Raw genomic sequence first — 26,153 nt, 5'->3', positions numbered from 1 at the left:
AATTAATCAATTTCTTCAAAATCAACATACTCTCCTACTGAGTTATTGCTTTCTTTAGAGTTATTAGGTTTTTTATCTATTATTGTTTCACCTTCTTTAACAGTAGAACTTTGTTTTTCACCATACTGCTGTTGTGCTTTTTTTTGAACCTTATCAACTGCTTTCTTTAATAAGTATGGGCCAAATAGTTTTGCTAAAAACTTAATAGCATAATAAACTAAAAGAATAATTAAAATAGTTCGTAAAAGAGTCATAGGTCCAGCTTGATGTATTATCATACAAATAAAAATATTCAAAAAAATTACCCAAAAATAACAATTTGAAACAAAAGGTAACGTTAAGAGTTTACAAAACTTATAATATAGAGTAATTCATATTTTTACTGTATGTTTGTATTACTCCTTAAATTTGATTTTTACAACATGATAAAAAGGCTTTTTTTGTTTTTTATTTTTTGTACAACAACCTTTGTACAAGCACAGTACACCACTGTTATAAACTCAAATAGACCTGGGTTATCAGAAAGCCCATATAGTGTAGGTTCTGGAGTTTATCAACTTGAATCAAGTCTTTTTTATAGAAAGGTTCCAATAACTGCAACATTTAGTAACCCTCAATCTATTGGTTTAAATTTATTTTTTAGAACAAGTTTCATTAATGAAAAACTTGAATTGAATTTAAACACCTCTTTATCTAATGATAAAATAGCATTTAAAAATATTTTTGAATCGTCATATAACAAAACTGGTTTAAGTGAATTTACTATTGGTGCAAAATATTTGGTATATGCACCTAAATATGATGATAAAACTAAAGAAATTAGAAGTTGGAAAGCCAGACATTCTTTTGATTATAAGCGATGGATTCCTCATGTTGGTGTTTATGCTGGACTTAGTTTTGGTAATTTTTTAAATGATTATCACGAGAAAGGTGGAATGAGCCCTAGAGTTGGTGTTTTACTTCAAAATGAATTTTCCGATAAATTAAATGTAGTTACTAATTTATTTTACAACAACATAGGTACTGAATTTTCTGAATACTCATATGTTGTTACTGGTACCTATAATTTTAATGATTATTGGTCTGGTTTTGCTGAAATGCAAGGTGTTTTTGAAAAATATGAAAACAAAAGTAGTATTGGAGGTGGCGCTGCCTATTTATTTAACAAAAATCTTCAAATTAATGCTTCTGTAAGAGCTAACTTTGAAAGAAAAGAAATAGGTATTACTTCAACTATTGGTGTTTCATATAGGCTAGACAGGCATTTTGATACCTTTGCTGAAATTGACGAATTTGGAAATAAAATAGAAGAAGATAAGCCAATAAAATATGATGAAAATAGAGGTTTCTTTGGAAGGTTATTTAGCAAGATTAAAAGACTATTTAAAAAAGATAAAAAACGAGAACAAAAAGTTGATTTAGATATTTCTCCTAATAAAGATAATTCTACTATTAGAACAGAAAAACCTAGAAGACAGCGAGAAAAATCGTTAATCGATATTATTTCTAAAGAAGACAAAAAGGATAAAAAGAAAGCTAGCAAAGCTGAAAAGAAAGCGGCAAAAAAGGCGGCAAAAAAGGTAGAAAAAGAAAAGAGACGTCAAGAAAAAGAAAAAGAAAAAGAAATTAAACGTAAAGAAAAGGAACGCTTAAAACTGGAAAAGGAAAAAATAAAAGAAGCTGAACGTAAAGCTAAAGAACGTTTAAAACTTGAAAAAGAAATAAAAGAACTAGAAGAAGAAATAAAAAAAGAGGAAGAAAAAGAAAAAAAGAAAGAAGAAGACGATAATTAAAAAACAGAAATCATACACTTTATATGATTACCATTAAAGAAATAAATACTAAAAAGGAAATGAAACAGTTTGTTAAATTTCCTTTTTCACTTTATAAAGATAATCCTTACTGGGTACCACCAATAATAAATGACGAAATAGCCAGTTTTGATAAAACAAAAAACCCAGTTTTTGAACATGCTAATGCTCAATTTTTTATTGCATTAAAAAACGACAAAATAGTTGGACGAATTGTAGCTATTATTAATACTTATGAAGTAGAGAAACAAGGATTAAAAAAAATGCGGTTTGGGTGGTATGATGTTATTGATGATGTCAATGTTAGCAAAGCTTTATTAGATAAAGTAAAAGAAATAGGATATAAAAACAAGCTTGAATACGTAGAAGGTCCAATTGGCTTTAATAATCTTGACAAGACAGGTGTTTTGACAGAAGGTTTTAATCATATTGGTACTATGATCACATGGTATAACCATCCTTATTATAAAGTTCATTTAGAAGAATTAGGTTTTAAAAAAGAAAAAGAATATTTAGAAAATAAATTTCTTTTTAAAAATGTTGATGCAAAAAAATATAAAAGAATAAGTAACTTAATTCAAAATCGATATAATTTAAAACAACTAAATTTCACTTCTACTAAAAAAATAATGCCTTATGTAGATGAAATGTTTGATTTATTTGGTAAAACCTATTCAAAACTTTCAACCTACGTTCCTATTTCTGATGAACAAATAGCATATTTCAAAAAAAAATACATCAGTTTTATTAATCCTGAGTATATAAAATTTGTTATTGATAGTAATCATAAACTAGTTGGTTTTGCTATTGTAATGCCCTCTTTTTCTGAAGCGCTTCAAAAAGCAAAAGGTAAACTCTTTCCTTTTGGTCTTTTTCATTTACTAAACGCAAGAAAAAACTCTAAAGATGTTACTTTTTATTTAATTGGTGTACATCCTGACTATCAAAATAAAGGTGTTACTGCTATTTTATTTAGCCAATATTGTGAAACTTTTTCAGATAGAAATATTGAAAACTGTATTCGAACTCCTGAATTAGAAGAAAACGAAGCTATTCATAAAATTTGGAAAGATTTTAATCCAGAAACTCATAAAAGAAGAAGAACTTATAGAATTAATTTATAATGCAGTTATTTTATAATCAACATATTTCTGAAGACACAAAGCAATTCACTTTTGATAAAGATGAGAGCAGACATATAGTTCGTGTTTTACGTAAAAAAGAAGGTGATATACTTTACATAACCAATGGTAATCACTATTTATTTACTGTAAAAATAGTAATTGCCAGCGATAAGAAATGTATTGTAACTATTATTAAAAAAGAAGAAAAAAAAAGTTCACGAAATTATTATCTCCATGTTGCCATTGCTCCTACAAAAAACAACGATCGTTTAGAATGGTTTCTTGAAAAGGCTACAGAAATTGGTATTGATGAAATCACACCTATTATTTGTAAAAATTCTGAAAGGAAAGTTGTAAAAACTGAAAGGTTAGCTAAAATAATACAAGCTGCTATGAAACAATCATTGCAGTATAAATTACCTAAACTAAATGAGCCAGTTAAATTTTCTGAATTTATTCAACAAAAACTTTCAAGTCAATTATTTATAGCTCATTGTGAGGATGACGCTAAAAAGAATACTTTAAAAGACGGTATAGATTTAGCTTCAAGTTATACAATACTAATTGGTCCTGAAGGTGATTTTTCCACAGATGAAATTAAAAAATCTTTATCTCAAAAATTCACTCCTATAACCCTAGGTAACACAAGATTAAGAACAGAAACAGCTGGATTAACAGCAGTACAACAAATTAGTTTTTTACATCAATAATTCTTTTTTGTATATTTAACTCAATTAAAAACTAACATTGAGTACATCAGATTTCTTTAATTTGTTCTTACTTATTAGCGCGTTACATGGGTTTGCGTTTAGTATAATTCTGTTTTCATCAAAAAACGGCAAGGATAAAAGTATGCTATACTTAAATTTACTTATCCTATCTATTTCTTTAAACAACATACAGTCATGGGTCCTAGAAAACAAGTTATTTCAACATAAGTTCGCTTTAGATTATATTCAAATACCTTGGCATTTTTTAGCTATGCCTTTTTTGTATATGTTTTTAATTAATTATTTAAAAATAACTTCTAAAACTTATAACTTACTTAAACTTATAATTCCTCTTTTCATCTCTTCAATAGTTGCACAAGTTAGTTTTGTGTTATATTATAGTGCTGTTAATTCAAATGAGCATCAAGATTTTATTTACGAACGCTATACTTCAATTGAAGAAATAATTAGTTTCTCAATATCTATTAGCCTTTTTATCTATTCGTTCTATATTCTTTACAGAAGAGAAAAATTATTTCCAAAAATATTATCATACGATAATTTAAAATGGATTAATACTTTTTTCAAACTTTCATCAGTTGGCTACATCTTATGGATTACTGCATTAGTAATTAAAGTAAGTATGAATTTCAAAGGGTTTATGTTTTCTTATTACCCTTTAAGAATATATACAACCGTATTAATTTATTGGTTAGGTTACCAAGGACTTAGACAACTTAGAGTTTTAAAAGAAAGACAACACCTAAGGGAAGTTCTTTTAACATACCCTATAATTTCAGAAACAAAACAGGAAGTTAATTTAAACTCAACTGAAACAGCGATTTCTAATGAACAACTTGAAAAATATAAAGAATATTTTTTCAAGATAGATAGTTTTATAAGAGCAGAAAAAAAATTTTTACTTACAAAGTATACATTACAAAACCTTTCAGAAGATTTTGACTTTAGCCCTAGTACATTATCTCTTATAATCAATACAATAGCAAATAAAAGTTTTATTGATTATTTAAATGAAATGAGGATTGAGCAAGCTAAAAATTTATTAATTAATTCAGAATATCAAAATTATACAATTGCCTCAATAGGTCTTGAATCTGGATTTAATTCAAAATCAACTTTTTTTACCGTTTTCAAAAAACATACAGGTTTAACTCCATTTAATTATCGAAACAAAGCTTCTTTAGCTATTTAAGATGATTTTAACACTTAATTAGTTCGAAAACACTTAATCTGGACGTTTTCGAACTCAATTTATAAATAGATACACTAAATTTGATTTAAGAGAAATAAATATTTAAAATACAAAAATTTTGAAGGGGTTTTTTATTATTAAATATAATTTCTAAAAGATATTGTTGAGTTAAGAGGCTCAACGATGAGAAAGAAAAGGTTTAAACCTTAAACACCAGCTATGTATAGTTGGTGTTTTTTATTTAAATTAATTCAATGAATATTTTTTAAAAAGCACGAAAATTAGTTCGAAAACACCCATTCTGGACGTTTTCGAACTCTACAAATAAAAAAAACAATTATTATTGTAGTGAAATTAATTGAATTTTATATTTCTGAGATAGAAAGCTTTAATGATATTAAATTTCTTAAGGGGAAAAAAGAAAACACCAGTTATTATAGCTGGTGTTTTTTAATTATGTTTTATTATATTGTCAACTAAAATACTTTTAGTGAAAAGCAACATATATATTTATTTATTCTTTTTTTCATTTTTTGTTAACGCTCAACAGATAGCAATTTTGAAATATCAAGGTGGTGGTGACTGGTATGCAAATCCAACAGCTCTACCAAATTTGATTACCTACACAAATACCTACACAAAAACATCAATTGACAAAGAACCGCAAACAGTTTCTTTAAATGATAATGCTTTATTTAATTACCCTATAATTTTTATAACTGGTCATGGTAATATCTTTTTTAATAGCGAAGATTCTGAAACCTTAAGAAACTATCTTACATCTGGTGGTTTTTTGCATATTTCAGATAATTATGGCTTAGATAAATATATCAGAAGGGAGTTAAAAAAAGTTTTTCCTACAAGTGAATTACAAGAAATACCTTTAAACCATCCTATTTACAATCAAACTTTTTCTTTTCCAAAAGGGCTTCCTAAAATACATGAGCATAACAAAAAAAAGCCACAAGGTTTTGGACTATTTCATAATGGCAGGTTGGTTTTGTTTTATGACTATGAAAGTGACTTAAATGATGGTTGGGAGGATTCTCCTGTACATAACAACCCAAAAGAAACAAGAGAAAAAGCTTTAAAAATGGGAGCTAATATTATTGAGTATGCTTTTAAACATTAAACTTTTTCAAATAGATTCTATTCAAATAAATTTTGACACAGAAGCACTCTGGATGCTAAATATAGCATTAGCTATCATTATGTTTGGTGTATCATTAGATATCTCTATAGACGATTTTAAAAGACTATTTAAGAACCCGAAAATTATTTTAGTAGGAATACTATCACAATTCATTTTATTACCTTTATTTACATTTTTACTAGTTATTATTATAAAACCTCATCCTAGTTTTGCTTTAGGAATGATATTAATAGCCGCATGTCCAGGAGGTAATGTATCTAATTTTTTCAGTAAAATGGCAAAAGGGAATACTGCATTATCAATTAGCTTAACTGCTTTCGCTACTTTGGTTTGTATTGCTTTAACCCCTATTAACTTAAACTTATGGGGTAGTTTATACCCTCCCACTAAAGCTATTTTAAAAACAGTTAACCTTAACCCTTACGAATTAACAAAACTTGTTTTACTCATTTTAGGCATCCCTCTTTTGTTAGGAATGCTGGTTAACTATTATCACAAAGAAATGGCAAAAAAAATAAACATTGTTTTAAAACCGTTTTCAGTTTCCGTATTTCTCTTATTAATAATAATTGCATTATATGACAATGCTAATATTTTTAAAAACCACATACATTTAGTTTTATTCTTAGTAATTTTTCATAATCTATTTGCTTATTTCATTGGATACTCAACAGCTAAATTGTTTAAATTGTCGACCAAAGATTGTAAAACAATTTCAATAGAAACTGGAATACAAAATGGTGGCTTAGGATTGTTACTTATTTTTAGTTTTTTTGATGGCCTTGGAGGAATGGCTTTACTTGCTGCTTTTTGGGGAGTTTGGGACATCTTTTCAGGAATGTTATTAGCTACCTACTGGGGAAGAAAAAAGAAAACATAATGCGTACTATTTTATATTATACTTTTAAATTTTTTATTAAAACCGGTTTATTTTTTTATTCTAAAAAAATAAAAATAAATGGTAGTCAAAACATTCCCAAAGATGGAGCTGTTTTATTTACGGCTAATCATCCAAATGGATTAATAGACCCAATATTAATTGCAACACATATTAAACGTAAAACTCACTTTTTAGTAAGAGCTGCTGTATTTAAAAAACCTATTGTTGCATATTTTTTTGATCTATTAGGAATGATGCCAGTTTATAGAATTAGAGACGGTATCAAACAATTATCAAAAAATGAAGCCATTTTTAACAAGTGTGAGCAGTTATTATCAAAAAACAAAACACTTCTTATTTTTCCTGAAGGGAGTCATAATCGTAAAAGATCAATTAGGCCATTAAGTAAAGGTTTTACTCGAATTATATTTCAAACACTTGATAAACACCCAAAAACAAAGCTTTACGTAGTTCCAGTTGGTATTACTTATCAAAACTCTTCAAAATACCCCTCAAAAATTGCTTTAAGTTTTGGTATTCCTATTGAAACCAACTCATGTATGAACGAGGTGAATAGGTTTGAAGTAACTAAAAACTTAAAAAAAGAGGTTCTTGAACAGCTTAAACAACTAACTGTTCATATTCCAGATGATGCTAATTATGAAAAAACACTTACTAAATTAAATAAAGCTAATGTTGATTTTACAGAAATTCATAAAATAAATAATTTAGATTATACTAATAATATTAACGATAATTCAAAAAGTACATTTAACTATTTAAAACCATTACTTTTCTTAGTTATATTAAATAGTATTATTCCATATACATTATGGAAAATTGCTTCTAAAAAAGTAGATGAAATTGAATTTTTAGATACGTTTCGTTTTGGTTTTAATATTATCTTATTTCCTTTTTTTTATATTTTTCAAAGCTTAATTATTAACTATATATTTAATAAAGAAATCGCTATAATTTATTTAATTATTAGTTTCTTTATTATTCTTGCATACGCAAAGCTATCCCCTACTAATACAGAATAGCGTCTTGTATATCTTGCTGTATTTTTGTACGCATATTACTTCTTACAAGCCCTCTATTACGCATTGTTGGATATATCCTATTAGATAAAAACACATACAAAATACCACTTTCAGGATCTGCCCAAGTATAAGTTCCTGTAAAACCACTATGTCCAAAACTTTTATCAGAAACACATCCACAAGTTGGCTTTTCTTGAGGTCTTATTTGTGGTTTATCAAACCCTAAACCTCTTCTTACTTTTTTATGGGCATAATATCTTTTATTAAACTTCTCAATTGTTTCTTCTTCAAAATATTTCTTACCCCCATAGCTTCCTTTCTGAAGGTACATTTGCATTATTTTAGCTACATCATTAGCGTTTGCAAATAAACCTGCATGACCACCAACACCACCTAACATAGCTGCTCCCATATCATGAACATAACCATGCACTAATTGATTTCTATAATAAGAATCTTTTTCCGTAGGTACAATCTGGCTCTTTTTAAACTTTTTAAGTGGTAAATACGTCATTCTATATGCCCCTAAAGAACTATAAAACATTTCATATGCTAATTTATTTAACGGTCTCTTATATTTTCTTTCAATAATCTCTTTAAATATGTAGTACCCTAAGTCACTATACTTATATCCAGGCCTTTCTCTTTGTTCTGAATCTACAATATGCTTATATATTGTATCTCTATAACTTTTTGCTAAATATAAGTTCTTTGCAACTTTTATATTAAACTCTTTAGACTTTCTTTTTCTATAATATTGTAATGAGTTTTCACCAGTAATTGAATCTTTAGTTTCTAAATAAAAAGGAATCCAAGAACGTAATCGTCCATAATGAGACAGTATTTCTTTTAACAATAATGTATCTTTGTTAGACTTAGAATACCTAGGCAATACATCTCCTAAACTAGAAAAAAGACTAATTTTCTTATCTTCTTCAGCCTTCATAATCATAGGTAACGATGCTAATATTTTTGTTAACGACGCTAAATCATATATATCGGTTTTCTTTACTTTTCTTTTTTTAGAAAGTGTATGGTAACCAAAACTTTTATGGTAAAAAACTTTTCCATTTCGAGCTATTAAAACTTGACCACCTGGTGCCATTCTTTTCTTTAAAATAGTATCTATTCTTTTGTCAATAATCTTTAACTTCTCAGAAGAAACACCTACTTCTTCAGGAATAGTATACTCTAAAACATCTAGATCATTTACTACAATCCCTTCACCTACTTTAAAAGTATCATGAATACTCACTGGTAATTTACCTTGTATTTTAAAAGCTCCAAATAAAGCTTGGGCTGTTAACTCTTGAGATAATTTACTGTTCTGATAAGAGACTACTACCGTTTTAATGTTTGTAAATGACTTTACCTTTAACAAGCTATAAGGACTCGCAAATACAGTTAATATTACATTATTATTACGAGAAATTTCTTGTAGCCATACTAACTCTTTGTTTGTAAATTTATACCCTTTCCATGGATGTTTATTTGATTTATGAAACCCTACTATTACTGTTGTGTATTTTTTCAATTTTTGATTCAAAACACTTAAATGTTTATCAGAAACTTGATCAACTTTAGCATAATTTTTAAGCATTTTAAAAAAGTCATTTCCTTTTGCATTTCCTAAAGAAACATATGCTATTTTTTTGGTTTCAAGGTTTTGTATAGGTAAGTTTTCAGTATCATTTTTTACAACAGTAATTGCTTTTTTTATTAATCTCCTATGCAAAACATTATCTTTTGGCCTATGCAAGTCTTGTTTTAAACTATCTATAGATATCGGTTTATAATTAGCTAATCCAGCTAAAAATTTTGCCTTTAAAATTTTACTTACAGAATGGTTAATTCTTTCTTCAGTTAGCTCATTTTTTAAAATAGCTTCTTTAAATAAATTTATGGTCCCTGGAATGTCTTGAGGAATCAACAACAAATCATTCCCTGCTAAAAAAGTAGCTAAATTTATTGAAGCTGGAGTATTGTAATTGGCTGCACCTTTCATATTTAAGCCATCAGTAATAACCAACCCCTTAAACCCTAATTTAGTTTGTAATAAATCGGTTACTATTGTTTTTGATAGCGAAGATGGTAATTCAATATTTTGCTCTAATTGAGGCATGCTTAAATGAGCAACCATAACACTAGAAACACCAGCTTTAAACATCTTTTTATACGGATATAACTCAATAGAGTCTAAACGTTGCTCTGTAAAATTTACAGTTGGAAGTGTTTTATGCGAATCTGTAGCTGTATCACCATGCCCAGGAAAATGCTTTGCATTTGCTAACACACCAACACTTTGCATTCCTTTAGTAAATGCTATTGCTTTTTCTGTTACGTTTTCTTTACTTTCTCCAAATGAACGATTACCAATAATAGGATTATTTGGATTTGTATTTATATCAACAACTGGTGCGAAATTTATATGAATACCTACTCTTTTACAATGCTCTCCTATCCTTTTACCTGTTTCTTCTAATAACTTATTATCTGTTATTGCTCCTAAGGTCATATTCCAAGGAAAACGATACGCTTTTTTTAAACGCATATCTAATCCCCATTCACCATCAAAGCCTATCAATAAAGGCACTTTAGCTGTAGCCTGATATTTGTTATTTAGTAACACTTGTTTTTCAGGAGTTCCTTGCATAAAAATCAAATTACCAACATGATATTTTGTAAGCATATTTTTAATATACTTCTCATGCTCATCGTTTCTATTGGAATACGCCTGAATCATAAATAGCTGCCCTATTTTTTCATCAATAGACATTGATTTCAATATGCTATCTACCCAAATGGTTTGTGCTTCTTTATTTTTTGATTCTAATGGATCTAATTCTTGTCCATTTACCAAGTTTGCAATAATTACTAAAACAAATAAAACTACTTTTCTCTTCATACTTCAACTATAAATACTCTTTTATTAAACTCAATAGTTATACCAAAAATCGTTTATGCCAACTTTCGTTTGCAGGTACTTCCCATTTTGTTTCAAAATCTTCTTTTGTATTTATCATATTGTTGAATACTATAGTATTTGAAGTTATTTTTTTATCGTCTACAAACTTCTTAAAATCAGACAACTTAACTATATTAATATTTTCTCCATCTTTAAAAGAAATATTCATTTTGTCCATTAAATCAATATTTAATTCTTTTTCAATTTCTTGAACAAAATGTACAGAAGAATCTATAGAACATCCCGAAACGTTATTAAAACCTTCGTCAACTGCTAGTACTAAAAACTGACTATATTTTATTGTAAACGATCCTTTTAAGTCATCTCCGTGTCGTGTCCAATTATCAATAAACAATAAAGCTTTAGCACTTATTAATTCTATTTCTTCTTGAGTAAACTCTCTATCTGCTTGATATATCCAAACTCTTGAATGGTCAGGTAAATTTTTATATTCTATAAACATTTTCTTTGGTATTATTAATTACTTCATATTAAACTTTGCCTGTAATGCTTTTAATTTTTCATCATCAGACATTGTTTTAACAGGTGCAGTCATTCTTTCTTTTATTTGTCGTAAAACCTTTTTAGTGTATAAAGGAAAATCTGCATTTTGTATCCAGGAATTATATCCAGGATTTTCTTTTAACACATCCTCTACTAAACGCCCTTTGTATTTACCAAAAGAAAAAATTTCTTGCTTGTCGTCATTGAATAAAATAAAACCAGCAAAATCTGCACGTTGTGTATGAGAAGAAAACTCACTTAATTCTTCTACAGTGTTTCCTATATCATCATATTTACTTAGTTGCGCTAATAAAATTTCATAGGTTGCTAAGGTATCAGCTTCAGCAGAATGAGCACCTTCTAAATCTTTACCACAATAAAATTTATACCCTGCACTTAATGTTCTTTGTTCTTTTTTATGAAATATAACTTGAACATCAATAGCCTTTCTATTAGTCATATCAAAATCAATTCCAACTCTCATCAGCTCTTCAGCTAATAAAGGAATGTCAAATCGGTTAGAATTGAATCCTGCCAAATCACAACCTTCAATCATTTCGTTAATTTTTACAGATAAATCTTTAAAAGTTGGTTCAGTAACTACTTTCTCATTTGTAATTCCATGAATAGCGGTTGATGCTTCTGGTATTTCAATTTCTGGGTTTACCAACCATGTTTTACTTTCTTTATTTCCATTTGGAAAAACTTTTAATATTGATATTTCAACAATTCTATCTGTTGCAATACTTATTCCTGTAGTTTCTAAATCGAAAAATACAATTGGTTTTTTTAAATTTAATTCCATTTATTTTTATTGTGTTAAGCTTATAAAAGCTTTTTATTTATTCGTTATTTAATTGTGCCTTAAATTCATCAATTTGATCTATCACCTTTTGTGATAAAGTAGGCTCTTTAAAATTATATTGTTGTAGCTCTTCTAATAAAACTTTTGCTACAATATACCTTGCAGTTGGTTTATCATCAGCAGGAACAACATACCAAGGCGCATAATTTGTTGATGTTCTATTTAAAACATCTTCATAGCACTCCTGATATTTATCCCATAATTTACGTTCTTTTAAATCTCCTGCAGAAAATTTCCAATTCTTTTCCGGAATATTTAAACGTCGTAATAACCTATTCTTTTGTTCATCTTTTGATAGATTTAAAAAGAATTTCAAAACTACAGTTCCATTTTCTTCTAAATGCTTTTCAAATTGATTTATTCTATCCATTCTTGAATGGTAAAAATCATCATTTAAATCTTCTAAATTCTTTACCGTAGGAATACTTTCTGAAAACACATACTCAGGGTGTACTCTTGTAACCAATACATTTTCATAATGAGTACGATTAAATACACCTATTTTTCCTTTAGCTGGAAGTGCTATATAGTGCCTCCATAAAAAATCATGTTTTAACTCCAATTCAGTAGGTACTTTAAAACTATGTACCTCTACCCCTCGGGCATTAACATCTTTAAAAACTTCTCGTATTAAACTATCTTTTCCTGAAGTATCCATTCCTTGTAAACATATCAAAACACCATATTTACCTTCTGCATACATAGTATCCTGTAATTCACTAATTTTTTTTCGAAGTTTTTTAAGCTCCTTTTTAGCATCTTCTTTTACTTCTTTTGTACTTAAAGTACTTAATTTAATTTCTTTGGAAACCTTATAGTGTTCTACGTTCATAAAAAAAATAGTAATTATACTATAAATGTACTAAAATTACTGCGTTTAATGATTGATTTTATCTTGGTTTTTATCAATTAATTCAATTACTCTTATTATTATTTTTCGTTTTTATTCTTGAATTTTAACCATTCAAAACTTAACACATGAAAAAAACTATTATAATTCAAGGAAGTTCAAAAAGTTACGGTAATACTAATACAGTAATTAATTATTTAAACAAGGATGAAAATTTTGACATTATCGACCTAAAAACCAAAAACATAGGCCCATTTGATTACGAATTCAAAAACAAGGAAGATGATTTTATCCCTTTACTAGAAGATATTATTAATAAATACGACACTATTGTGTTTGCTACACCAGTATATTGGTACAGTATGAGTGGTATTTTAAAAGATTTTTTTGATAGGATGTCTGACCTTTTACATTATAAGAAAGAGTTAGGACGTAAAATGAGAGGTAAAAACATGGCTATGATTAGTAACTCTGGTGCTAACGACTTAAAGCAAGGTTTTACTATGCCTTTTATTGAAAGCGCAAATTATTTAGGTATGAACTACCTTGGAGACACGCATGCTTGGTTTACAGAAGATGGAACTAATATTACTATTGAAGCAAAAGATAACATCGACACTTTTAGAAAATTATTTTAATTAAAAATTTTAAAACACAATTGTTAATCGTAATATTGCAATATAATAATCAATTAAATGGGCCTTACTAAATCTGAAATATTTACAGAAGAGCAAAATGATATTGCAAAAATCGCTAAAGTTTTAGGGCATCCAGCTCGAATAGCAATAATTCAACATATTTTAAAAATAAAATCATGTATTTGCGGGGATTTAGTAAACGAAATTGGCTTAGCTCAACCTACCATATCACAGCATTTAAAGGAACTGAAAAATACAGGAATCATTAAAGGCAATATTGAAGGTACTAGTGTTTGCTATTGTATTGATCAAGAAAACTGGCCAATTATACAAGAAAAATTATTAAGTATTTTTTCACAAGAAAACAAAAATAACAATTGCTGTTAACAATAATAATTTAATAGAAAATCATAACACTATGAAACTTTCAGAAATAAAAAAACATCTTCAAAAATTAGAAACTATTGCGTTTGAATTACCTGATGGTAGCCTTGTTCCTTCTCACTTTCATGTTACTGAAGTAGGTAAAGTAAGTAAACACTTTATTGATTGCGGAGGAACTGTTAGAAAAGAAGAAGTTGTTAATTTTCAACTTTGGAACAAGGATGATTATGACCATCGTTTGCACCCAGAAAAATTAACTCACATTATTGAGTTATCAGAAAAAACTTTAGGTATTGAAGATTTAGAAATTGAAGTAGAATATCAAGGTGATACTATTGGTAAATATGCTTTAGATTTTAATAGTAAAAACTTTTTACTAGTTAATAAAGCAACAGCTTGTTTAGCTGAAGATCAATGTGGTATTACTTCCAATAAGAAACCTAAGGTTAGCCTATCGGATTTAAACAAACAAACATCTTCTTGTGATCCAACTAGTGGTTGTTGCTAAATATAAAAATGCCGTTATTTTAAAATAAAATAACGGCATTTAAATTTTATTCTCAATCTATTCAACGGGAATACACAAATCTACAATCCATTTCCCATTTGGATGCTCTTGCCCGTTATTATAATAAATCTCAAAAGGATCTCTTTCTGATTTTCTATACCCTTGTTCACTCATCCATACAAAACTACTTTCCCAAGCTTGTTGAAACTCTTTTGAAGTTACTTCAAAACGAGAAACAATACACTTTGTAGCAGGTAATACTTTCAAATTTACTTGACCATCTGAAGTAACTTTTTGACTTAACACCACACAAGCACTCATTCTAATCTTATTTGGATCAGTTATTTTTGGACTGTCATGATAAATAGTCAACATTCTAACATTTTCTTGATTCATTACTCCTCTTGGAGTTGCCCATTTAATAAGTTCATTATAAGCGTTACCTATTAAATCCATTTTTCCTTGATAACCTATATAAGCCAACTCCATATCAGGTACTGTTTTCACATCTGTTTTTATTGCATTCATTTTAATCCAGTTTAAAGCATTATTAATATTGTAAATATATTGCTCAAACCTTACCTCTATTTGACCATCTTTGCTTTTGGTTTTACAAATCTTGCTAAATTTACTTGGACTTTGTTTCTTAAATTCTTCTGGGGAAACTCCATAAAATTTTTTAAATCCTCTAGAAAAGGACGATAAACTAGTAAATCCTACTTTTTCAGACACTTCTGTTATTGTTTTTTCTTTTTGATGTAATAAAAAATGAGCCGCTTTTTCTATTCTTTTTCTAAAAACAAACTCATTAAGTGTTTCTTTAGTTACAATTTTAAAAAGTCTATGAAAGTGATATGGAGAAAAATAAGCAGCTTTTGCTACCTCTTCTAAATTAAGTTTTCTATCTAAATTTTCTTCTACAAAATCAATTGCTCTACCTACTCTTATGATAGTTTTATTAGAAATAATATTGGGTAAACTCATGAATATTTTTTTTGAAGTTGATAAAATAAAAAACCACTAACAAAGTACAAAACTACATCTATAATATCCGATGTATACCTTATGTTAGTTTGTGGTAAAAAAAACTCAAATACAATTGAATAAAATAAAGAAATATATAATACACCCCAAATAGGAATACAATATTTTTCATTTCCTTTACTCCATCTTAAAACATACAAACATATAGATAAAACTATTGGAACAATTAAAAAGTCATTTACATAAAAACGAACAAATCCAGGTAGCTCTATCTTATACAATGAAGCTAAATAAACAAAACTCCCAAGTAAACATGAAAAACAAAAATAGTATAACAACCCTTTCTTTTTCATCCAGCTGCCACCATAGCTATAAACCATGCTAAAAAAGCCCCTATTGCACTTACAACTAAAAAAACAGAATGTAATACCCAACCTGCAACTCTGTACAAAACAAAAGGATGTTTTATTAGTCTTTTTGCTAAATTTGGATTCTCTAATTCTTTTTTAACCTCTTCAATCTGCTCTTGCTTAAACTTAGCTACTTTTAATTCTTGTCTTTTTCTATGAGATATTAAATTTCCGCAACTTTTACAATAATCAGAATTCTCAGTAAAAACTCCACACTTCGAACATTTAATATTTGTTTTGATTTTAGACATTTTCTTTTTCGAATGAATATTTATTTTTCTTTTTATAAGGTCTAATAATCAGTCTAGTTTCTCTATCAAAACGAATATAGTTATACACCCAATTCATAAAAACAATTACTTTGTTTCTAAATCCTATTAATGAAAAAAGATGAACAAACATCCATACAAACCAAGCAAACACTCCTTGAAATTTCAGCTTTGGTAAATCTACTACTGCTTTATTTCTTCCAATGGTAGCCATTGAACCTTTATCATTATAAATAAAAGGCTTTAGTTTTTTCCCCTTTAATTCGAGAATAATATTTTTCGCCAATAACTTACCCTGCTGAATTGCAGGTTGAGCCATCATAGGATGTCCATAACTATAACCTTCAGTTTCCATACAAGCAACATCTCCTACAGCATATACATTTTCATAACCAAGTATTTTACTATACTTACTAACTTTAAATCTATTTGCTCTTTCAACTAAACAAGTACCTTCTAAACCTTCAATTACATCTCCTTTAACCCCAGCTGCCCATATTACTGTTTGCGCATCAAAATGATCTTCTCCATCAGTTTTAACAGTTACTCCATTATAATCTAAAACTCGTAAGTTTTTCCAAACATCAACCCCTAATTTGATTAAGAAATCTTCTGCTTTTTCAGAAGCTTTCTTACTCATTCCTTTTAACAATTCTCCAGAACTTTGAATTAGATTTATTTTCATTTGCCTTATATCTAAATCTGGATAATCTTTAGGTAAAATACCTTTTTTCATTTCAGCTAAAGCACCTGCTAACTCAACACCTGTAGGCCCTCCACCCACAATAACAAAATTCATTAGAGCCAAACGCTTCTCTAGATTCTTTTCTAGTAAAGCTTCTTCAAAATTTTCTAATACTAAACTACGGATGTTTAATGCCTGCGGAACAGACTTCATTTCCATTGCAAATTTTTTAATATTAGTATTTCCAAAAAAATTAGTTGTTGATCCAGTAGCTATAACCAATTTATCATACTCTAAATTTCCTATAGATGTTTCTATTACATTTCTTTTAGCGTTTACATTGGTAACCTCAGCTAAACGAAAATAAAAATTATCAACATCATTAAATCTTTTTCTAAGTGGAAAAGCAATACTATCTGGTTCTAAACCACCTGTAGCTACTTGATATAATAAAGGTTGAAATGTATGGTAATTATGTTTATCAATTAAAACTACTTGAAGCTCTTGATTTTCCAATCCTCTTGCAACTGCTAATCCAGCAAAACCTCCACCTACTATTATAACACGCGGAAAACTGGTTTGAGGTATATTCATATATCTTAGTAATTAAATATATTATTGTAAGAACAAATTTAGCTAAAAATTCTTCTTTATATTCAGTTTTTTTATAGCTTTATAAAATGAAAAATTTTGTACTACGTTTTTTCAGAAAAAATAAAAAACACATAATAGTTAGCTGTAAAACTGATGAAGTTATAATCAATGATCAGAAATTTACTTTCCCTACCAATTACAACTCTTTAGTAGCTATTTTTGGAGAGCCCAACAGAAATTTAAACAAAAGTAAAAATTATGTTTTTTGGGATTCATTAGGCGTTTTTTGTAGATATACCGATACCGAAGAAATTTTTTCTATTAACTTTTTTCAAAACAAAAAAGATAGAAGCGAATACAATACTAAAAAACAATTTAGTGGAGAATTATTTTTAAATGATGAAAATATTACTAATAATGAATTTGATAAAATTTCATTAGGAGATATTTCAATTCTAAGGCTGGGTAGTGAAAACGAAATCCGTTATGGTTTTAGTATTGGAGTAAACAAAAGCTATAAACTTTTATAGGATCACTCCAATACTTTACATCATTCTTTATTCTTTAAAAAGTTTATTTTTTTCACCTAAATCATTTATTTTATAAAAAGCTGCATATTCAACTAACACTCCTTTTGTTTCTCCAGACTCAAATGTTTCCCCGTGCTTTACATCTATTTTAATAACTCTATTATTATAATCACTAGAAACATCATCAACTAATGAGTGTCCAATAATAATTTTTGAAGCGTTATACATTTTTAAAATATTTGATAAATCATCACCTGATGTTTTCTCTACAGAAGTTCCATTCATTAAAAGAGCTGTACTATGCTTAATATCTAAGTTTAACCTTCTATCCCAATATGGACTATTAATTGAACCAATAACATACTTGTCTCTTTCTTCTTTAAGGTTTTTAAGGCTAGTTACAATTCCATAATAATTCTTGGCTATATTATTTAGTTCAGTAATGCTATAATTACCTTCGTAATGAAATTTATTTAACCCCCCATGAACAAATATTAAATCTCCTATTTTCTCAACTATATTTTTTGTTCTTAACCATTTTCCTAACTCCGTTTTATTTGAATATAAAAACCTTAAAGCATCATCCCAACTTGTTTTTTTACTTATTTTTTTAGCTACCTCTATATATTTTTCATCATTATAAGAAACATTACCATACATATTCATAATTTCATGATTCCCTAAAATAAAGTGTACTTTTCCTCCACTTTTCTCAGCTTCACTTTCAAGATGATAAATTAGCCATAAAACCTGTGTTACTTGATTTCCCCTATCAAAAAAATCACCATTTAAAACTAAATGTCCATTTCCAAAAATCCAATTAGCATACTTGTCAATAATCTTATTACTTCTCAAAAAGCTATAAAAACCATTAAAATTACCTTCTATGTCTGATATAGCAATAAGTTTATTAGGCATTTTATATACATCTACTTCCTTTTTTAAAGAACTCTTTAAGTTAACATTAAACTTACTCAGCTCCCTACAATTTGTTTTTACTACTATGTTGTTGTTTTCTTTTTTCGCTCTTTTAAATTCATTTTTATCAGTTACAAAAAACAAACTATCTTTAACAATATAAGGACCATCAACTCCATTAAAAGCAACTTCTACTTGCTCATTAATCTTAAACCCAAAAACTTTATTTTTTAACCATAATGCATTCAACCCTGACCAATAAAAATTGTGTTTTCCTTTTTTTGTATCTGTATCTTGGTACCCTAATATTATTGTTGTTAACACTAAATAAGCAATCATTAAAACACCGCTCCACTTTAAAACTTTTATACTGTTTTTTTTCATTACCCAATTTTTTACTTACGAAATAACTCATTACCTTTCAACATGTAAATACTCTTTTGTAAACTACCAATCATAGTTATAGAGTTATTTTCTAAATAAAATACCTCCCAATCTAAACCTCTATTATTAGTATAACCTAAACCTCCTTGATTTGTTAAAACAACTATTTTATCACGATTTAATATTTTTATTTTTTCTATTTTCTCATTTTCATTCGATAAAACTGGTAATTGTATTTTATTTTTTTTAACTCCTCCTTCACCGAACATAAAAAGTTCCTCTTCTAAAAAGTCATAAAACAAAAAATTAGTTTCATCAAAAAAATCAAAAGCCAACAAACTAGTTTTTTTCAAATCTAATTTAACCTCTTCCCAGGTAGCCCCCTTATCAAAGCTCCTCAATAGACTTTTGGCCTTTGTATCAAACAAACAAACCGTATCTTTATTAAGGTATACTTCTTTTATATATTTAACATCCCTATAACTACCTCTAATATTAGCTAATTCAAATCCTTCCTTCCATGAACTGCCCCCATCTGAAGATTGTAAAACATACCCTTTCCCTCTTTTATTTGCTAACATTAACATGTCTTTAGAGTTAAAACATATGAAATCTCTAGTTAGGTACTCTATTTTTGGAACACTTACAGCTAACCAGTTCTTACCTCCATCTATTGAGATCTTATACTTATCACTCATTCTAGAATAAATAAAATTTTCATTTACTACTTTAAAGTCTAAAAAAACATCAGACTCATCTATAAGTACATCCCATAATTTCCCCCCATCAATAGTTTTATAAATAAAACTTTTGTTAAAAACATTAGAATTAATAGTAACACCAAAACCAATTTTATCATTTACAAATTCTACATAATTAAAAGACTCAGGTAAATCATATTTCTGCCAATTGAAATCTTTTACTTTTAAATAATGCTGAAAGATTTCTTTATTATGATTTCCTAATAATATTTTTAAAACTCCACTTGAAGCATTTGCAGGTATTTTAATTTTTAAATTATTTTTAGATAGTGAAATAATATCTAATAGATCTTCATTCAAATACACCTTTATATCTTTAGGAATATCAATCCCAAACAACTTTAGCTGAGTATTTCTTTCTACAAAGTTCGATGAAAGTTCATCAATACTACCTTCTAAAAAAAAGCTTTCTTTTTCTTTACATGATACAACTAAAAAAAGGCAAGTAAATATGTACAATATTTTATTCACAAGTTGATTATTTAAAATTATGACACAAAATTGAATATTGTATTTCGTAATTAAATAACCATATTCAGGTAATTTTATAATAACTGAATTCCGTTATAGCTCTTTTTTTTATTTTTCTTTAATTTGTATACATTCATCAGTAAAACACATGAAACTTTCATTTAGTTTTTTTTTATTTATTATTCTCACTTCTTTACATTCTTATTCTCAAGAAGAAAAGAACAAATTAGACCTAATAATAAATGAAATAACAAATGGTAAAACTCCTTTGAAAAACATACGTATAGCTGATTCAATACTGTATACACTTAAATCAACCCCAAACCATAATATCTATAAAATAAAAGCTCATCATATAAAGGGTATAAGTTTTTTTATATTACAAAAAGCTGATTCAGCTCAAGCAGAATTTAAAAAAGCTCTTAACTTTTTCAATCAGAATAGAGTACTTATAACGCAACTTCCAAAAAAATATACTTCATTAGCACTAGGTATTTCTCACTATGAAAAGAGTAAAGGGAATTATTATAACGCTTTTTCAATACTCTCAAATACTTTAAAAAATTTAGACACATTTAACATCAACAATAAAAGCAGGATACTAAGTAGTTTAGCTGATTTAAATTTACTAATGAACTACAAATCTAAAGCTAAAAAAAACGCTTTAAAAGTATTAAAAACACCAAACACAACTAAACTAACTCAAAATTTAAATTATATAACTCTAGGTAAAATTTACCTAACCTCAAACCTAGACTCTTCTTTATATTTTTATCAAAAAGCATCTTTATTTTTTAAAAAAAATAATCTCCCAACATTTTTTGCCAATAATACCAGTATTGCTGAAGTATTCATAAAAAAGGGAAAACTAAATAAGGCAAAAAAAATGTTATTAAACGCTGAGAATTATCAACAAAAACATGATAATGTTATTTTTCTAGGTAAAACTTACCTTTTATTATCTGAAATTGCTTTTCACGAAAAAAACACTTCGCAAGAATTAAAATACTTAACTAAGGCTGAAAGTTATTTAATTAACGACAACTATAAATTTGATATAGAAATACTATACAAACGGTTTACAAATTTTTATAAGAGAAAAGGAAACTTTAACAAAACACGTAAATATCAAATAAAAGCTCAACAAATTAAGGACAGCATTCATAACAGAGATAATATTTTTTTAGCAAAAGAACTAGAGTCAAAATACATGAACCTAGCTAAAGAAGATGAAATAAAAAAGCAAAAAGTACATATCCAAAAACAAAACAGTCGAAACAAAATACTATTTATTGCTCTTATATTAATTCTTGTTCTTCTTGTTTTTACTATTTTATTATACCGTAAAAAATTACATACACAAAAACAACTATCAAAAGAGAAATTAAAAACCCTTTTAGAATCTCAAAAAGTTAAAACAATGCAATCTCATTTAAATGGTCAAAATAAAGAAAGAAAAAGAATTGCCAAAGATTTACACGATAGTATTAGTGGAAATATAGCTGCTATAAAAATTAAATTAACAAATATAAATAGCAGTGATACTTCTGAAATAAAAAAAATAATAGCAAACATTGACGACACATACAATGAAGTTCGTATTATATCTCACAATTTACTTCCAAAAGAGAACATAAGCTTTACAACTAATATTAATGAACTTATTAACCTATATAAATCAAACGATTTAAAAATTGAATTTGACAGTTACCCTGAAAAAGAAATAAACAAGATATCTCAAATTATTTCATCTGAAGTTTACAAAATAGTACAAGAACTAATAACCAACGTTATAAAGCATGCTGAAGCAACAAAAACTATGATTAATACAACTCTTCATGAAAATTATTTAAATATATTAGTTGAAGATAATGGTTTAGGTTTTGACATCAATAAAAGTAAAAAAGGAATTGGCTTAAACAACATTACTTCAAGAGTTACAAAACTCAATGGAAACTTAGAAATAGATTCAACTTTAAAAAAAGGCACTACTATTAATATAAATATACCTGTGAAATAATGATTGAAAAAGTAAATATCTTAATTGTTGACGACCATAAAATGTTTTTAGAAGGAATTCAATCTATTTTACAAAAATCACCCATAATTAAAAATATTCACGTAGCTACAAATGGAGAAGAAGCATTAAAAACTTTAAAAAACACTAATTTTGATATTGTTATAAGCGATATTGATATGCCTTCTATGGACGGTATAGAACTTACTCAAAAAATAACACACACACACAATAATATTAAAATCATAATTGTTAGTTCTCATGCAAATGGAGAAACAATAACTAAAGCTATAAAAAAAGGAGCTAATGGTTACCTATTAAAAAACACTGGTAAAACAGAACTTTTTAAAGCTATTGAAACAGTTATTAGTGGGCAAAATTATTTTTCAAACAACATAAAAGAAATAATTAGTAACAGCATATTCAACCCAATTAAAACAAAAAAACAATCGGTAAAATTAAGCAGTAGAGAAAATGAGGTACTACTTTTAATCTCTCAAGAAAAAAACACACAAGAAATTGCCAATGAATTATTCATTTCATTCAATACAGTTGAAACTCATAGAAAAAATTTAATGCGGAAAATAGGAACAAAAAACATGGTTGGTTTAGTAAAATATGCTATCCAACAAGGTTTAGTAAACTAAACGAATCACATTTTATTTTTAAGTTTAGCAAATTCTTTTTCTAAAAAAAGGAGCTTATCTTCTAAAGGATCACCGAGTTCTGGCAAGCGTTTAAAAAACACATATCTAATACGCCATAACTCTTTTACATCTGCTAAATTAAAAGTTTTGTCATCTATATTTTTATGATCTGCCCTCAAAACAACTTCTTTTTTAGCCACATAAAAACGCCTTAATATCAACTCATTTTTCACTAATACCAAAACTAAATCTCCATTATTTAATTTAGGTATAATAGCCAAAGGAACATATTCTCCTACAACAATATCTTTAGGGTATAAGCCTTTGTCATGCATTGACATTTCAAGATTACTAACAGTAAAAGCTCTAAAGTTTTTTGATAAATTTAATGGTAATTGCATCATTGGCAAATCGTTTATAAAATTTTTCTTATCAAAATATTTTACATACTCACCACTATTTACATCAGTTATTAATGGTACACTTGCCAATTCTTCTTTTTCAACTTTTTCAGCCTGAAGCGTTAAATCATCTTTAAATTGTAATAATTTATTTACAGTTAATTCAGCCGTTAACAAATCACCTATAGGAATGCTAAAAAAATTAGCAATCTTAATTAAAGTATCTATCTTAGGTTCACTCCTACCTTCCTCGTAAGCCCCTAAAGTAGCCCTCTTTAGATCAAACAACTCGGCAAAAGCCTGCTGACTTAACCCTTTAACTCCCCTTATTTTTTTTATATTTTTTCCAAAAAAAGACATTATTTGCTAATTTTATTTGCAATATTAAAAATATTGTGTACTTTTACACTAACAATATTAGCTAATACTTTTGGTTTTTGCTAAAATTTTTAGTCAAATTTCAAAAAAAATTAAATTTACAACCTCAAAACTAAAAAAAATGGTATTAATAACTATCTATGTTACAAGTCTTATTTTAGGATCTTTTTTGTAATATTACACGTTTAAAGAAAACAATTAAATTAACTAACTCAATTGCTTATGATCAATCATTTCACTAAGACTAAAAACTTTTTACAAGAACTTAATTTTAACATCACAAAAGAAAATGAAGCTGATGGGGTTTTTGTCATTGAAAAGGAAAGTTTTGGTATAAAAAACTTAATTGTAGGTGTAGCATATCCTATAGTTATTATGGAACAATTTCTTTTTAAAGTAAATCAACCAAATGAAGAAATTTTCAAAAATCTTTTAAAGAAAAATAGAGATATAATTCACGGAGCTTTTGTTCTAGACGACAGTGGTGAACGCGTTATTTTTAGAGACACTTTACAATTAGAAAATTTAGATTTAAACGAATTAGAAGGAAGTTTAAACTCACTTAGTTTATTATTGAGTGAATACTCAGAACAAATTATAACATATTCAAAATATTAAAAAAAAATTATCATGAACATATTTAGAAGATTATTTAAAATAGGAAAAGCTGAAGCAAATTCTGCCATCGATAAAATGGAAGATCCAATTAAGATGACCGAACAAGGTATCAGAGATATGAAGCAAGATTTAGATAAAAGTCTTGAAGCTTTAGCACAAGTAAAAGCAATGGCAATTAGAGCCAACAATGAAAAAGAAGAGTATACTTCTAAAGCAGAAGATTACCAAAATAAAGCAATGCTTATTTTGAAAAAAGCTCAAAATGGTGATTTAGATGTTTCAGAAGCAGATCGTTTAGCTAAAGAGGCTTTAATTAAAAAGGAAGAAGCTACAAAACACATAGCTAGAACTTCTGAAGAGGCTGATAAATTTAACAAATCTGTTACTCAACTTGAAAAAAATGTTTCTGAAGTAAAATCAAACATTAGTAAATGGGAAAATGAATTAAAAACATTAAAAGCTAGAGTTAAAGTTAGTAATGCTACTAAAAACTTAAACAAACAAATGGCTGAAATTGATAGTTCTAGTACTGTAACAATGTTAGAACGAATGAAAGAAAAGGTGCAACAAGAAGAAGCTTTAGCTGAAGCTTATGGAGACATTGCAAACGAATCAAAAAGTATAGATGATGAGCTTGATGCTATTACTGACACTACAGAAGATAGCGCTTTAAGTGATTTAGAAAAATTAAAAGAAAAATTAGGTATTAATAACGATAAAGAAGCATAATATTGAATTCACTAACCGACATAATATTCTCTAATGTAAACATTACATTAACCATATTAGTTATTATACTAGTTATTTATTGGCTTGTAACTATGGTTTCTGGTATTGATTTTGACCTTGATGTGGACATCGATGTAGACGTTGATGTAGATGTGGATGCAGGTATTGAAGGAGGAAATGTTGACTTTCATGATATTGCAAATACAGAAGTAAATAAAGAAGATGTAGTAGGTAAGAGACGAAAGCCATTAAAATGGTGGCAAGTAATCCTTATTTACTTCAACTTTGTTGGACTTCCATTTATGTTTACTTTTACCTCTTGGATATTCATTTGGTGGATTTGCACAACAGTTAGTACTACAATAACAAATAGCTTTAATACCACTTTTGGTTTTGTATTAATGCTTGCGGGATTCTTTCCTTCATTATTTATTACTAAAGTTTTCACATCGCCCTTTAAAAGTTTTTTCAAAAACTTAAATCAAGATGGTGATAAACCAATTGACATTACTGGTAGAACTGGTGTTTCATTATCAAAAATAACAAACAAAAAATTAGGTTCTGCTGAAATAAAAGCAGAAGGAGTTACTCTTTCTATTAATATTAAGTCCTTAAATGGAGAGTTAATCGAATTTAGAGATCAAATATTAATCATAAAACAAAGCGCAGACAAAACATTTTATTACGCACAAAAATATATCAACTAAAA

The 26,153-nt window shown here is 27.6% G+C and carries 28 protein-coding genes; 16 read left to right on the top strand and 12 right to left on the bottom strand.

Annotation, left to right across the window (positions count from 1 at the left end; all coding sequences use genetic code 11):
• Positions 1-2 precede the first annotated feature (2 nt).
• Positions 3-278: a DUF4834 family protein gene (locus BLV71_RS11595; RefSeq protein ID WP_233487098.1), complete on the bottom strand. Its 276-nt coding sequence runs from the start codon at positions 276-278 to the stop codon at positions 3-5.
• Positions 279-440: 162 nt separating this feature from the next.
• Between BLV71_RS11595 and BLV71_RS18595 the strand changes: the two genes are divergently transcribed.
• From BLV71_RS18595 to BLV71_RS11560, 7 genes are all read left to right on the top strand, one after another.
• Positions 441-1,793 carry a transporter gene (locus BLV71_RS18595; protein ID WP_176974393.1) on the top strand — a complete coding sequence of 451 codons (1,353 nt, stop codon included), beginning with the start codon at positions 441-443 and terminating at the stop codon, positions 1,791-1,793.
• Between the two features lie 23 nt (positions 1,794-1,816).
• A complete protein-coding gene (locus BLV71_RS11585; protein ID WP_093870705.1) occupies positions 1,817-2,935 on the top strand; it encodes a GNAT family N-acetyltransferase in 1,119 nt (372 codons plus the stop codon).
• On the top strand, positions 2,935-3,645 hold the full coding sequence (locus BLV71_RS11580; protein WP_093870704.1) for a 16S rRNA (uracil(1498)-N(3))-methyltransferase: 711 nt from the start codon (positions 2,935-2,937) through the stop codon (positions 3,643-3,645). Before BLV71_RS11585 ends, BLV71_RS11580 begins: the two co-directional genes overlap by 1 nt.
• 142 nt (positions 3,646-3,787) lie before the next feature.
• The gene (locus BLV71_RS11575; RefSeq protein WP_093870703.1) at positions 3,788-4,858 is read left to right on the top strand and encodes a helix-turn-helix domain-containing protein; all 1,071 of its coding nucleotides are present in this window, start codon (positions 3,788-3,790) and stop codon (positions 4,856-4,858) included.
• A 490-nt stretch (positions 4,859-5,348) separates the two neighbouring features.
• Positions 5,349-5,990, top strand: coding sequence for a DUF4159 domain-containing protein (locus tag BLV71_RS11570; RefSeq protein WP_093872015.1), 642 nt, complete (start codon positions 5,349-5,351; stop codon positions 5,988-5,990).
• Positions 5,974-6,891 carry a bile acid:sodium symporter family protein gene (locus BLV71_RS11565; protein ID WP_093870702.1) on the top strand — a complete coding sequence of 306 codons (918 nt, stop codon included), beginning with the start codon at positions 5,974-5,976 and terminating at the stop codon, positions 6,889-6,891. Before BLV71_RS11570 ends, BLV71_RS11565 begins: the two co-directional genes overlap by 17 nt.
• Complete coding sequence (locus BLV71_RS11560) at positions 6,891-7,934, top strand: lysophospholipid acyltransferase family protein (protein WP_093870701.1); 1,044 nt, start codon at positions 6,891-6,893, stop codon at positions 7,932-7,934. Before BLV71_RS11565 ends, BLV71_RS11560 begins: the two co-directional genes overlap by 1 nt.
• Here the strand turns inward: BLV71_RS11560 and BLV71_RS11555 are convergent.
• Genes BLV71_RS11555 through BLV71_RS11540 form a run of 4 tightly spaced genes read right to left on the bottom strand, consistent with a single transcriptional unit; the run spans position 7,921 to position 13,100 of the window.
• Positions 7,921-10,839 carry a glycoside hydrolase family 3 N-terminal domain-containing protein gene (locus BLV71_RS11555; protein ID WP_093870700.1) on the bottom strand — a complete coding sequence of 973 codons (2,919 nt, stop codon included), beginning with the start codon at positions 10,837-10,839 and terminating at the stop codon, positions 7,921-7,923. The two genes, BLV71_RS11560 and BLV71_RS11555, sit on opposite strands and share 14 nt — an antisense overlap.
• Positions 10,840-10,876: 37 nt before the next feature.
• A complete protein-coding gene (locus BLV71_RS11550) occupies positions 10,877-11,362 on the bottom strand; it encodes an ABC transporter ATPase (protein ID WP_093870699.1) in 486 nt (161 codons plus the stop codon).
• 18 nt (positions 11,363-11,380) lie between these two features.
• A complete protein-coding gene (locus BLV71_RS11545) occupies positions 11,381-12,208 on the bottom strand; it encodes a 3'-5' exonuclease (protein ID WP_093870698.1) in 828 nt (275 codons plus the stop codon).
• A 37-nt stretch (positions 12,209-12,245) separates the two neighbouring features.
• Positions 12,246-13,100, bottom strand: a complete 855-nt coding sequence (locus tag BLV71_RS11540; RefSeq protein ID WP_093870697.1) for a PPK2 family polyphosphate kinase — start codon at positions 13,098-13,100, stop codon at positions 12,246-12,248.
• Positions 13,101-13,246: 146 nt separating this feature from the next.
• Between BLV71_RS11540 and BLV71_RS11535 the strand changes: the two genes are divergently transcribed.
• Genes BLV71_RS11535 through BLV71_RS11525 form a run of 3 tightly spaced genes read left to right on the top strand, consistent with a single transcriptional unit; the run spans position 13,247 to position 14,648 of the window.
• Positions 13,247-13,756 carry a flavodoxin family protein gene (locus BLV71_RS11535; protein WP_093870696.1) on the top strand — a complete coding sequence of 170 codons (510 nt, stop codon included), beginning with the start codon at positions 13,247-13,249 and terminating at the stop codon, positions 13,754-13,756.
• 57 nt (positions 13,757-13,813) lie between these two features.
• On the top strand, positions 13,814-14,143 hold the full coding sequence (locus BLV71_RS11530; protein ID WP_093870695.1) for an ArsR/SmtB family transcription factor: 330 nt from the start codon (positions 13,814-13,816) through the stop codon (positions 14,141-14,143).
• Positions 14,144-14,174: 31 nt separating this feature from the next.
• Positions 14,175-14,648: a DUF6428 family protein gene (locus BLV71_RS11525; protein WP_093870694.1), complete on the top strand. Its 474-nt coding sequence runs from the start codon at positions 14,175-14,177 to the stop codon at positions 14,646-14,648.
• 57 nt (positions 14,649-14,705) lie between these two features.
• On the opposite strand, the gene BLV71_RS11520 is transcribed toward BLV71_RS11525, so the two are convergent.
• Genes BLV71_RS11520 through BLV71_RS11505 form a run of 4 tightly spaced genes read right to left on the bottom strand, consistent with a single transcriptional unit; the run spans position 14,706 to position 17,590 of the window.
• Positions 14,706-15,632, bottom strand: a complete 927-nt coding sequence (locus BLV71_RS11520; RefSeq protein WP_093870693.1) for an AraC family transcriptional regulator — start codon at positions 15,630-15,632, stop codon at positions 14,706-14,708.
• On the bottom strand, positions 15,629-15,985 hold the full coding sequence (locus tag BLV71_RS11515; protein ID WP_093870692.1) for a hypothetical protein: 357 nt from the start codon (positions 15,983-15,985) through the stop codon (positions 15,629-15,631). The genes BLV71_RS11520 and BLV71_RS11515 overlap by 4 nt, the downstream gene beginning before the upstream one ends.
• Positions 15,982-16,293, bottom strand: coding sequence for a hypothetical protein (locus BLV71_RS11510; RefSeq protein ID WP_093870691.1), 312 nt, complete (start codon positions 16,291-16,293; stop codon positions 15,982-15,984). Before BLV71_RS11510 ends, BLV71_RS11515 begins: the two co-directional genes overlap by 4 nt.
• On the bottom strand, positions 16,286-17,590 hold the full coding sequence (locus BLV71_RS11505; RefSeq protein WP_093870690.1) for an NAD(P)/FAD-dependent oxidoreductase: 1,305 nt from the start codon (positions 17,588-17,590) through the stop codon (positions 16,286-16,288). The genes BLV71_RS11510 and BLV71_RS11505 overlap by 8 nt, the downstream gene beginning before the upstream one ends.
• A gap of 86 nt (positions 17,591-17,676) precedes the next feature.
• Here BLV71_RS11505 and BLV71_RS11500 point away from each other — a divergent pair, with 86 nt between their 5' ends.
• The gene (locus BLV71_RS11500; protein WP_093870689.1) at positions 17,677-18,120 is read left to right on the top strand and encodes a DUF7738 domain-containing protein; all 444 of its coding nucleotides are present in this window, start codon (positions 17,677-17,679) and stop codon (positions 18,118-18,120) included.
• Between the two features lie 27 nt (positions 18,121-18,147).
• Here BLV71_RS11500 and BLV71_RS11495 read toward each other — a convergent pair whose 3' ends face one another.
• Positions 18,148-19,422, bottom strand: a complete 1,275-nt coding sequence (locus BLV71_RS11495; RefSeq protein WP_093870688.1) for a metallophosphoesterase — start codon at positions 19,420-19,422, stop codon at positions 18,148-18,150.
• Between the two features lie 11 nt (positions 19,423-19,433).
• Positions 19,434-20,654, bottom strand: a complete 1,221-nt coding sequence (locus BLV71_RS11490) for a beta propeller repeat protein (protein ID WP_093870687.1) — start codon at positions 20,652-20,654, stop codon at positions 19,434-19,436.
• A 148-nt stretch (positions 20,655-20,802) separates the two neighbouring features.
• On the opposite strand from BLV71_RS11490, the gene BLV71_RS11485 reads away from it, so the two are divergent.
• The gene (locus tag BLV71_RS11485; RefSeq protein WP_093870686.1) at positions 20,803-22,674 is read left to right on the top strand and encodes a sensor histidine kinase; all 1,872 of its coding nucleotides are present in this window, start codon (positions 20,803-20,805) and stop codon (positions 22,672-22,674) included.
• Entirely contained in the window at positions 22,674-23,318 is a 645-nt protein-coding gene (locus BLV71_RS11480; protein WP_255405173.1) for a response regulator transcription factor, read from the top strand. Before BLV71_RS11485 ends, BLV71_RS11480 begins: the two co-directional genes overlap by 1 nt.
• 5 nt (positions 23,319-23,323) lie before the next feature.
• Here BLV71_RS11480 and BLV71_RS11475 read toward each other — a convergent pair whose 3' ends face one another.
• Entirely contained in the window at positions 23,324-24,079 is a 756-nt protein-coding gene (locus tag BLV71_RS11475) for an XRE family transcriptional regulator (RefSeq protein ID WP_093870685.1), read from the bottom strand.
• 240 nt (positions 24,080-24,319) lie between these two features.
• Here BLV71_RS11475 and BLV71_RS11470 point away from each other — a divergent pair, with 240 nt between their 5' ends.
• The 3 genes from BLV71_RS11470 to BLV71_RS11460 are packed head-to-tail and all read left to right on the top strand — an operon-like array spanning position 24,320 to position 26,151.
• Complete coding sequence (locus tag BLV71_RS11470; protein ID WP_093870684.1) at positions 24,320-24,715, top strand: type III secretion system chaperone family protein; 396 nt, start codon at positions 24,320-24,322, stop codon at positions 24,713-24,715.
• A 12-nt stretch (positions 24,716-24,727) separates the two neighbouring features.
• Positions 24,728-25,444, top strand: coding sequence for a PspA/IM30 family protein (locus BLV71_RS11465; protein ID WP_093870683.1), 717 nt, complete (start codon positions 24,728-24,730; stop codon positions 25,442-25,444).
• Between the two features lie 2 nt (positions 25,445-25,446).
• Positions 25,447-26,151 (top strand): hypothetical protein, encoded by a 705-nt coding sequence (locus BLV71_RS11460; RefSeq protein WP_093870682.1) that lies wholly within the window; start codon positions 25,447-25,449, stop codon positions 26,149-26,151.
• The last annotated feature ends 2 nt before the right edge of the window (positions 26,152-26,153 follow it).

It is taken from the genome of Tenacibaculum sp. MAR_2010_89 (genome assembly GCF_900105985.1).
Classification (GTDB): Bacteria; Bacteroidota; Bacteroidia; order Flavobacteriales; family Flavobacteriaceae; genus Polaribacter; species Polaribacter halocynthiae.
This window is presented reverse-complemented; position numbering and strand designations above follow the sequence as displayed.

Excerpts from the sequence above, each read along its gene's own strand:
- BLV71_RS11595 (WP_233487098.1), bottom strand. The coding sequence starts at position 278 with ATGATAATACATCAAGCTGGACCTATGACTCTTTTACGAACTATTTTA.
- BLV71_RS11585 (WP_093870705.1), top strand. The coding sequence starts at position 1,817 with ATGATTACCATTAAAGAAATAAATACTAAAAAGGAAATGAAACAGTTT.
- BLV71_RS11580 (WP_093870704.1), top strand. The coding sequence starts at position 2,935 with ATGCAGTTATTTTATAATCAACATATTTCTGAAGACACAAAGCAATTC.
- BLV71_RS11575 (WP_093870703.1), top strand. The coding sequence starts at position 3,788 with ATGCTATACTTAAATTTACTTATCCTATCTATTTCTTTAAACAACATA.
- BLV71_RS11565 (WP_093870702.1), top strand. The coding sequence starts at position 5,974 with ATGCTTTTAAACATTAAACTTTTTCAAATAGATTCTATTCAAATAAAT.
- BLV71_RS11560 (WP_093870701.1), top strand. The coding sequence starts at position 6,891 with ATGCGTACTATTTTATATTATACTTTTAAATTTTTTATTAAAACCGGT.
- BLV71_RS11555 (WP_093870700.1), bottom strand. The coding sequence starts at position 10,839 with ATGAAGAGAAAAGTAGTTTTATTTGTTTTAGTAATTATTGCAAACTTG.
- BLV71_RS11550 (WP_093870699.1), bottom strand. The coding sequence starts at position 11,362 with ATGTTTATAGAATATAAAAATTTACCTGACCATTCAAGAGTTTGGATA.
- BLV71_RS11545 (WP_093870698.1), bottom strand. The coding sequence starts at position 12,208 with ATGGAATTAAATTTAAAAAAACCAATTGTATTTTTCGATTTAGAAACT.
- BLV71_RS11540 (WP_093870697.1), bottom strand. The coding sequence starts at position 13,100 with ATGAACGTAGAACACTATAAGGTTTCCAAAGAAATTAAATTAAGTACT.
- BLV71_RS11535 (WP_093870696.1), top strand. The coding sequence starts at position 13,247 with ATGAAAAAAACTATTATAATTCAAGGAAGTTCAAAAAGTTACGGTAAT.
- BLV71_RS11530 (WP_093870695.1), top strand. The coding sequence starts at position 13,814 with ATGGGCCTTACTAAATCTGAAATATTTACAGAAGAGCAAAATGATATT.
- BLV71_RS11525 (WP_093870694.1), top strand. The coding sequence starts at position 14,175 with ATGAAACTTTCAGAAATAAAAAAACATCTTCAAAAATTAGAAACTATT.
- BLV71_RS11520 (WP_093870693.1), bottom strand. The coding sequence starts at position 15,632 with ATGAGTTTACCCAATATTATTTCTAATAAAACTATCATAAGAGTAGGT.
- BLV71_RS11515 (WP_093870692.1), bottom strand. The coding sequence starts at position 15,985 with ATGAAAAAGAAAGGGTTGTTATACTATTTTTGTTTTTCATGTTTACTT.
- BLV71_RS11510 (WP_093870691.1), bottom strand. The coding sequence starts at position 16,293 with ATGTCTAAAATCAAAACAAATATTAAATGTTCGAAGTGTGGAGTTTTT.
- BLV71_RS11505 (WP_093870690.1), bottom strand. The coding sequence starts at position 17,590 with ATGAATATACCTCAAACCAGTTTTCCGCGTGTTATAATAGTAGGTGGA.
- BLV71_RS11500 (WP_093870689.1), top strand. The coding sequence starts at position 17,677 with ATGAAAAATTTTGTACTACGTTTTTTCAGAAAAAATAAAAAACACATA.
- BLV71_RS11495 (WP_093870688.1), bottom strand. The coding sequence starts at position 19,422 with ATGAAAAAAAACAGTATAAAAGTTTTAAAGTGGAGCGGTGTTTTAATG.
- BLV71_RS11485 (WP_093870686.1), top strand. The coding sequence starts at position 20,803 with ATGAAACTTTCATTTAGTTTTTTTTTATTTATTATTCTCACTTCTTTA.
- BLV71_RS11480 (WP_255405173.1), top strand. The coding sequence starts at position 22,674 with ATGATTGAAAAAGTAAATATCTTAATTGTTGACGACCATAAAATGTTT.
- BLV71_RS11475 (WP_093870685.1), bottom strand. The coding sequence starts at position 24,079 with ATGTCTTTTTTTGGAAAAAATATAAAAAAAATAAGGGGAGTTAAAGGG.
- BLV71_RS11470 (WP_093870684.1), top strand. The coding sequence starts at position 24,320 with ATGATCAATCATTTCACTAAGACTAAAAACTTTTTACAAGAACTTAAT.
- BLV71_RS11465 (WP_093870683.1), top strand. The coding sequence starts at position 24,728 with ATGAACATATTTAGAAGATTATTTAAAATAGGAAAAGCTGAAGCAAAT.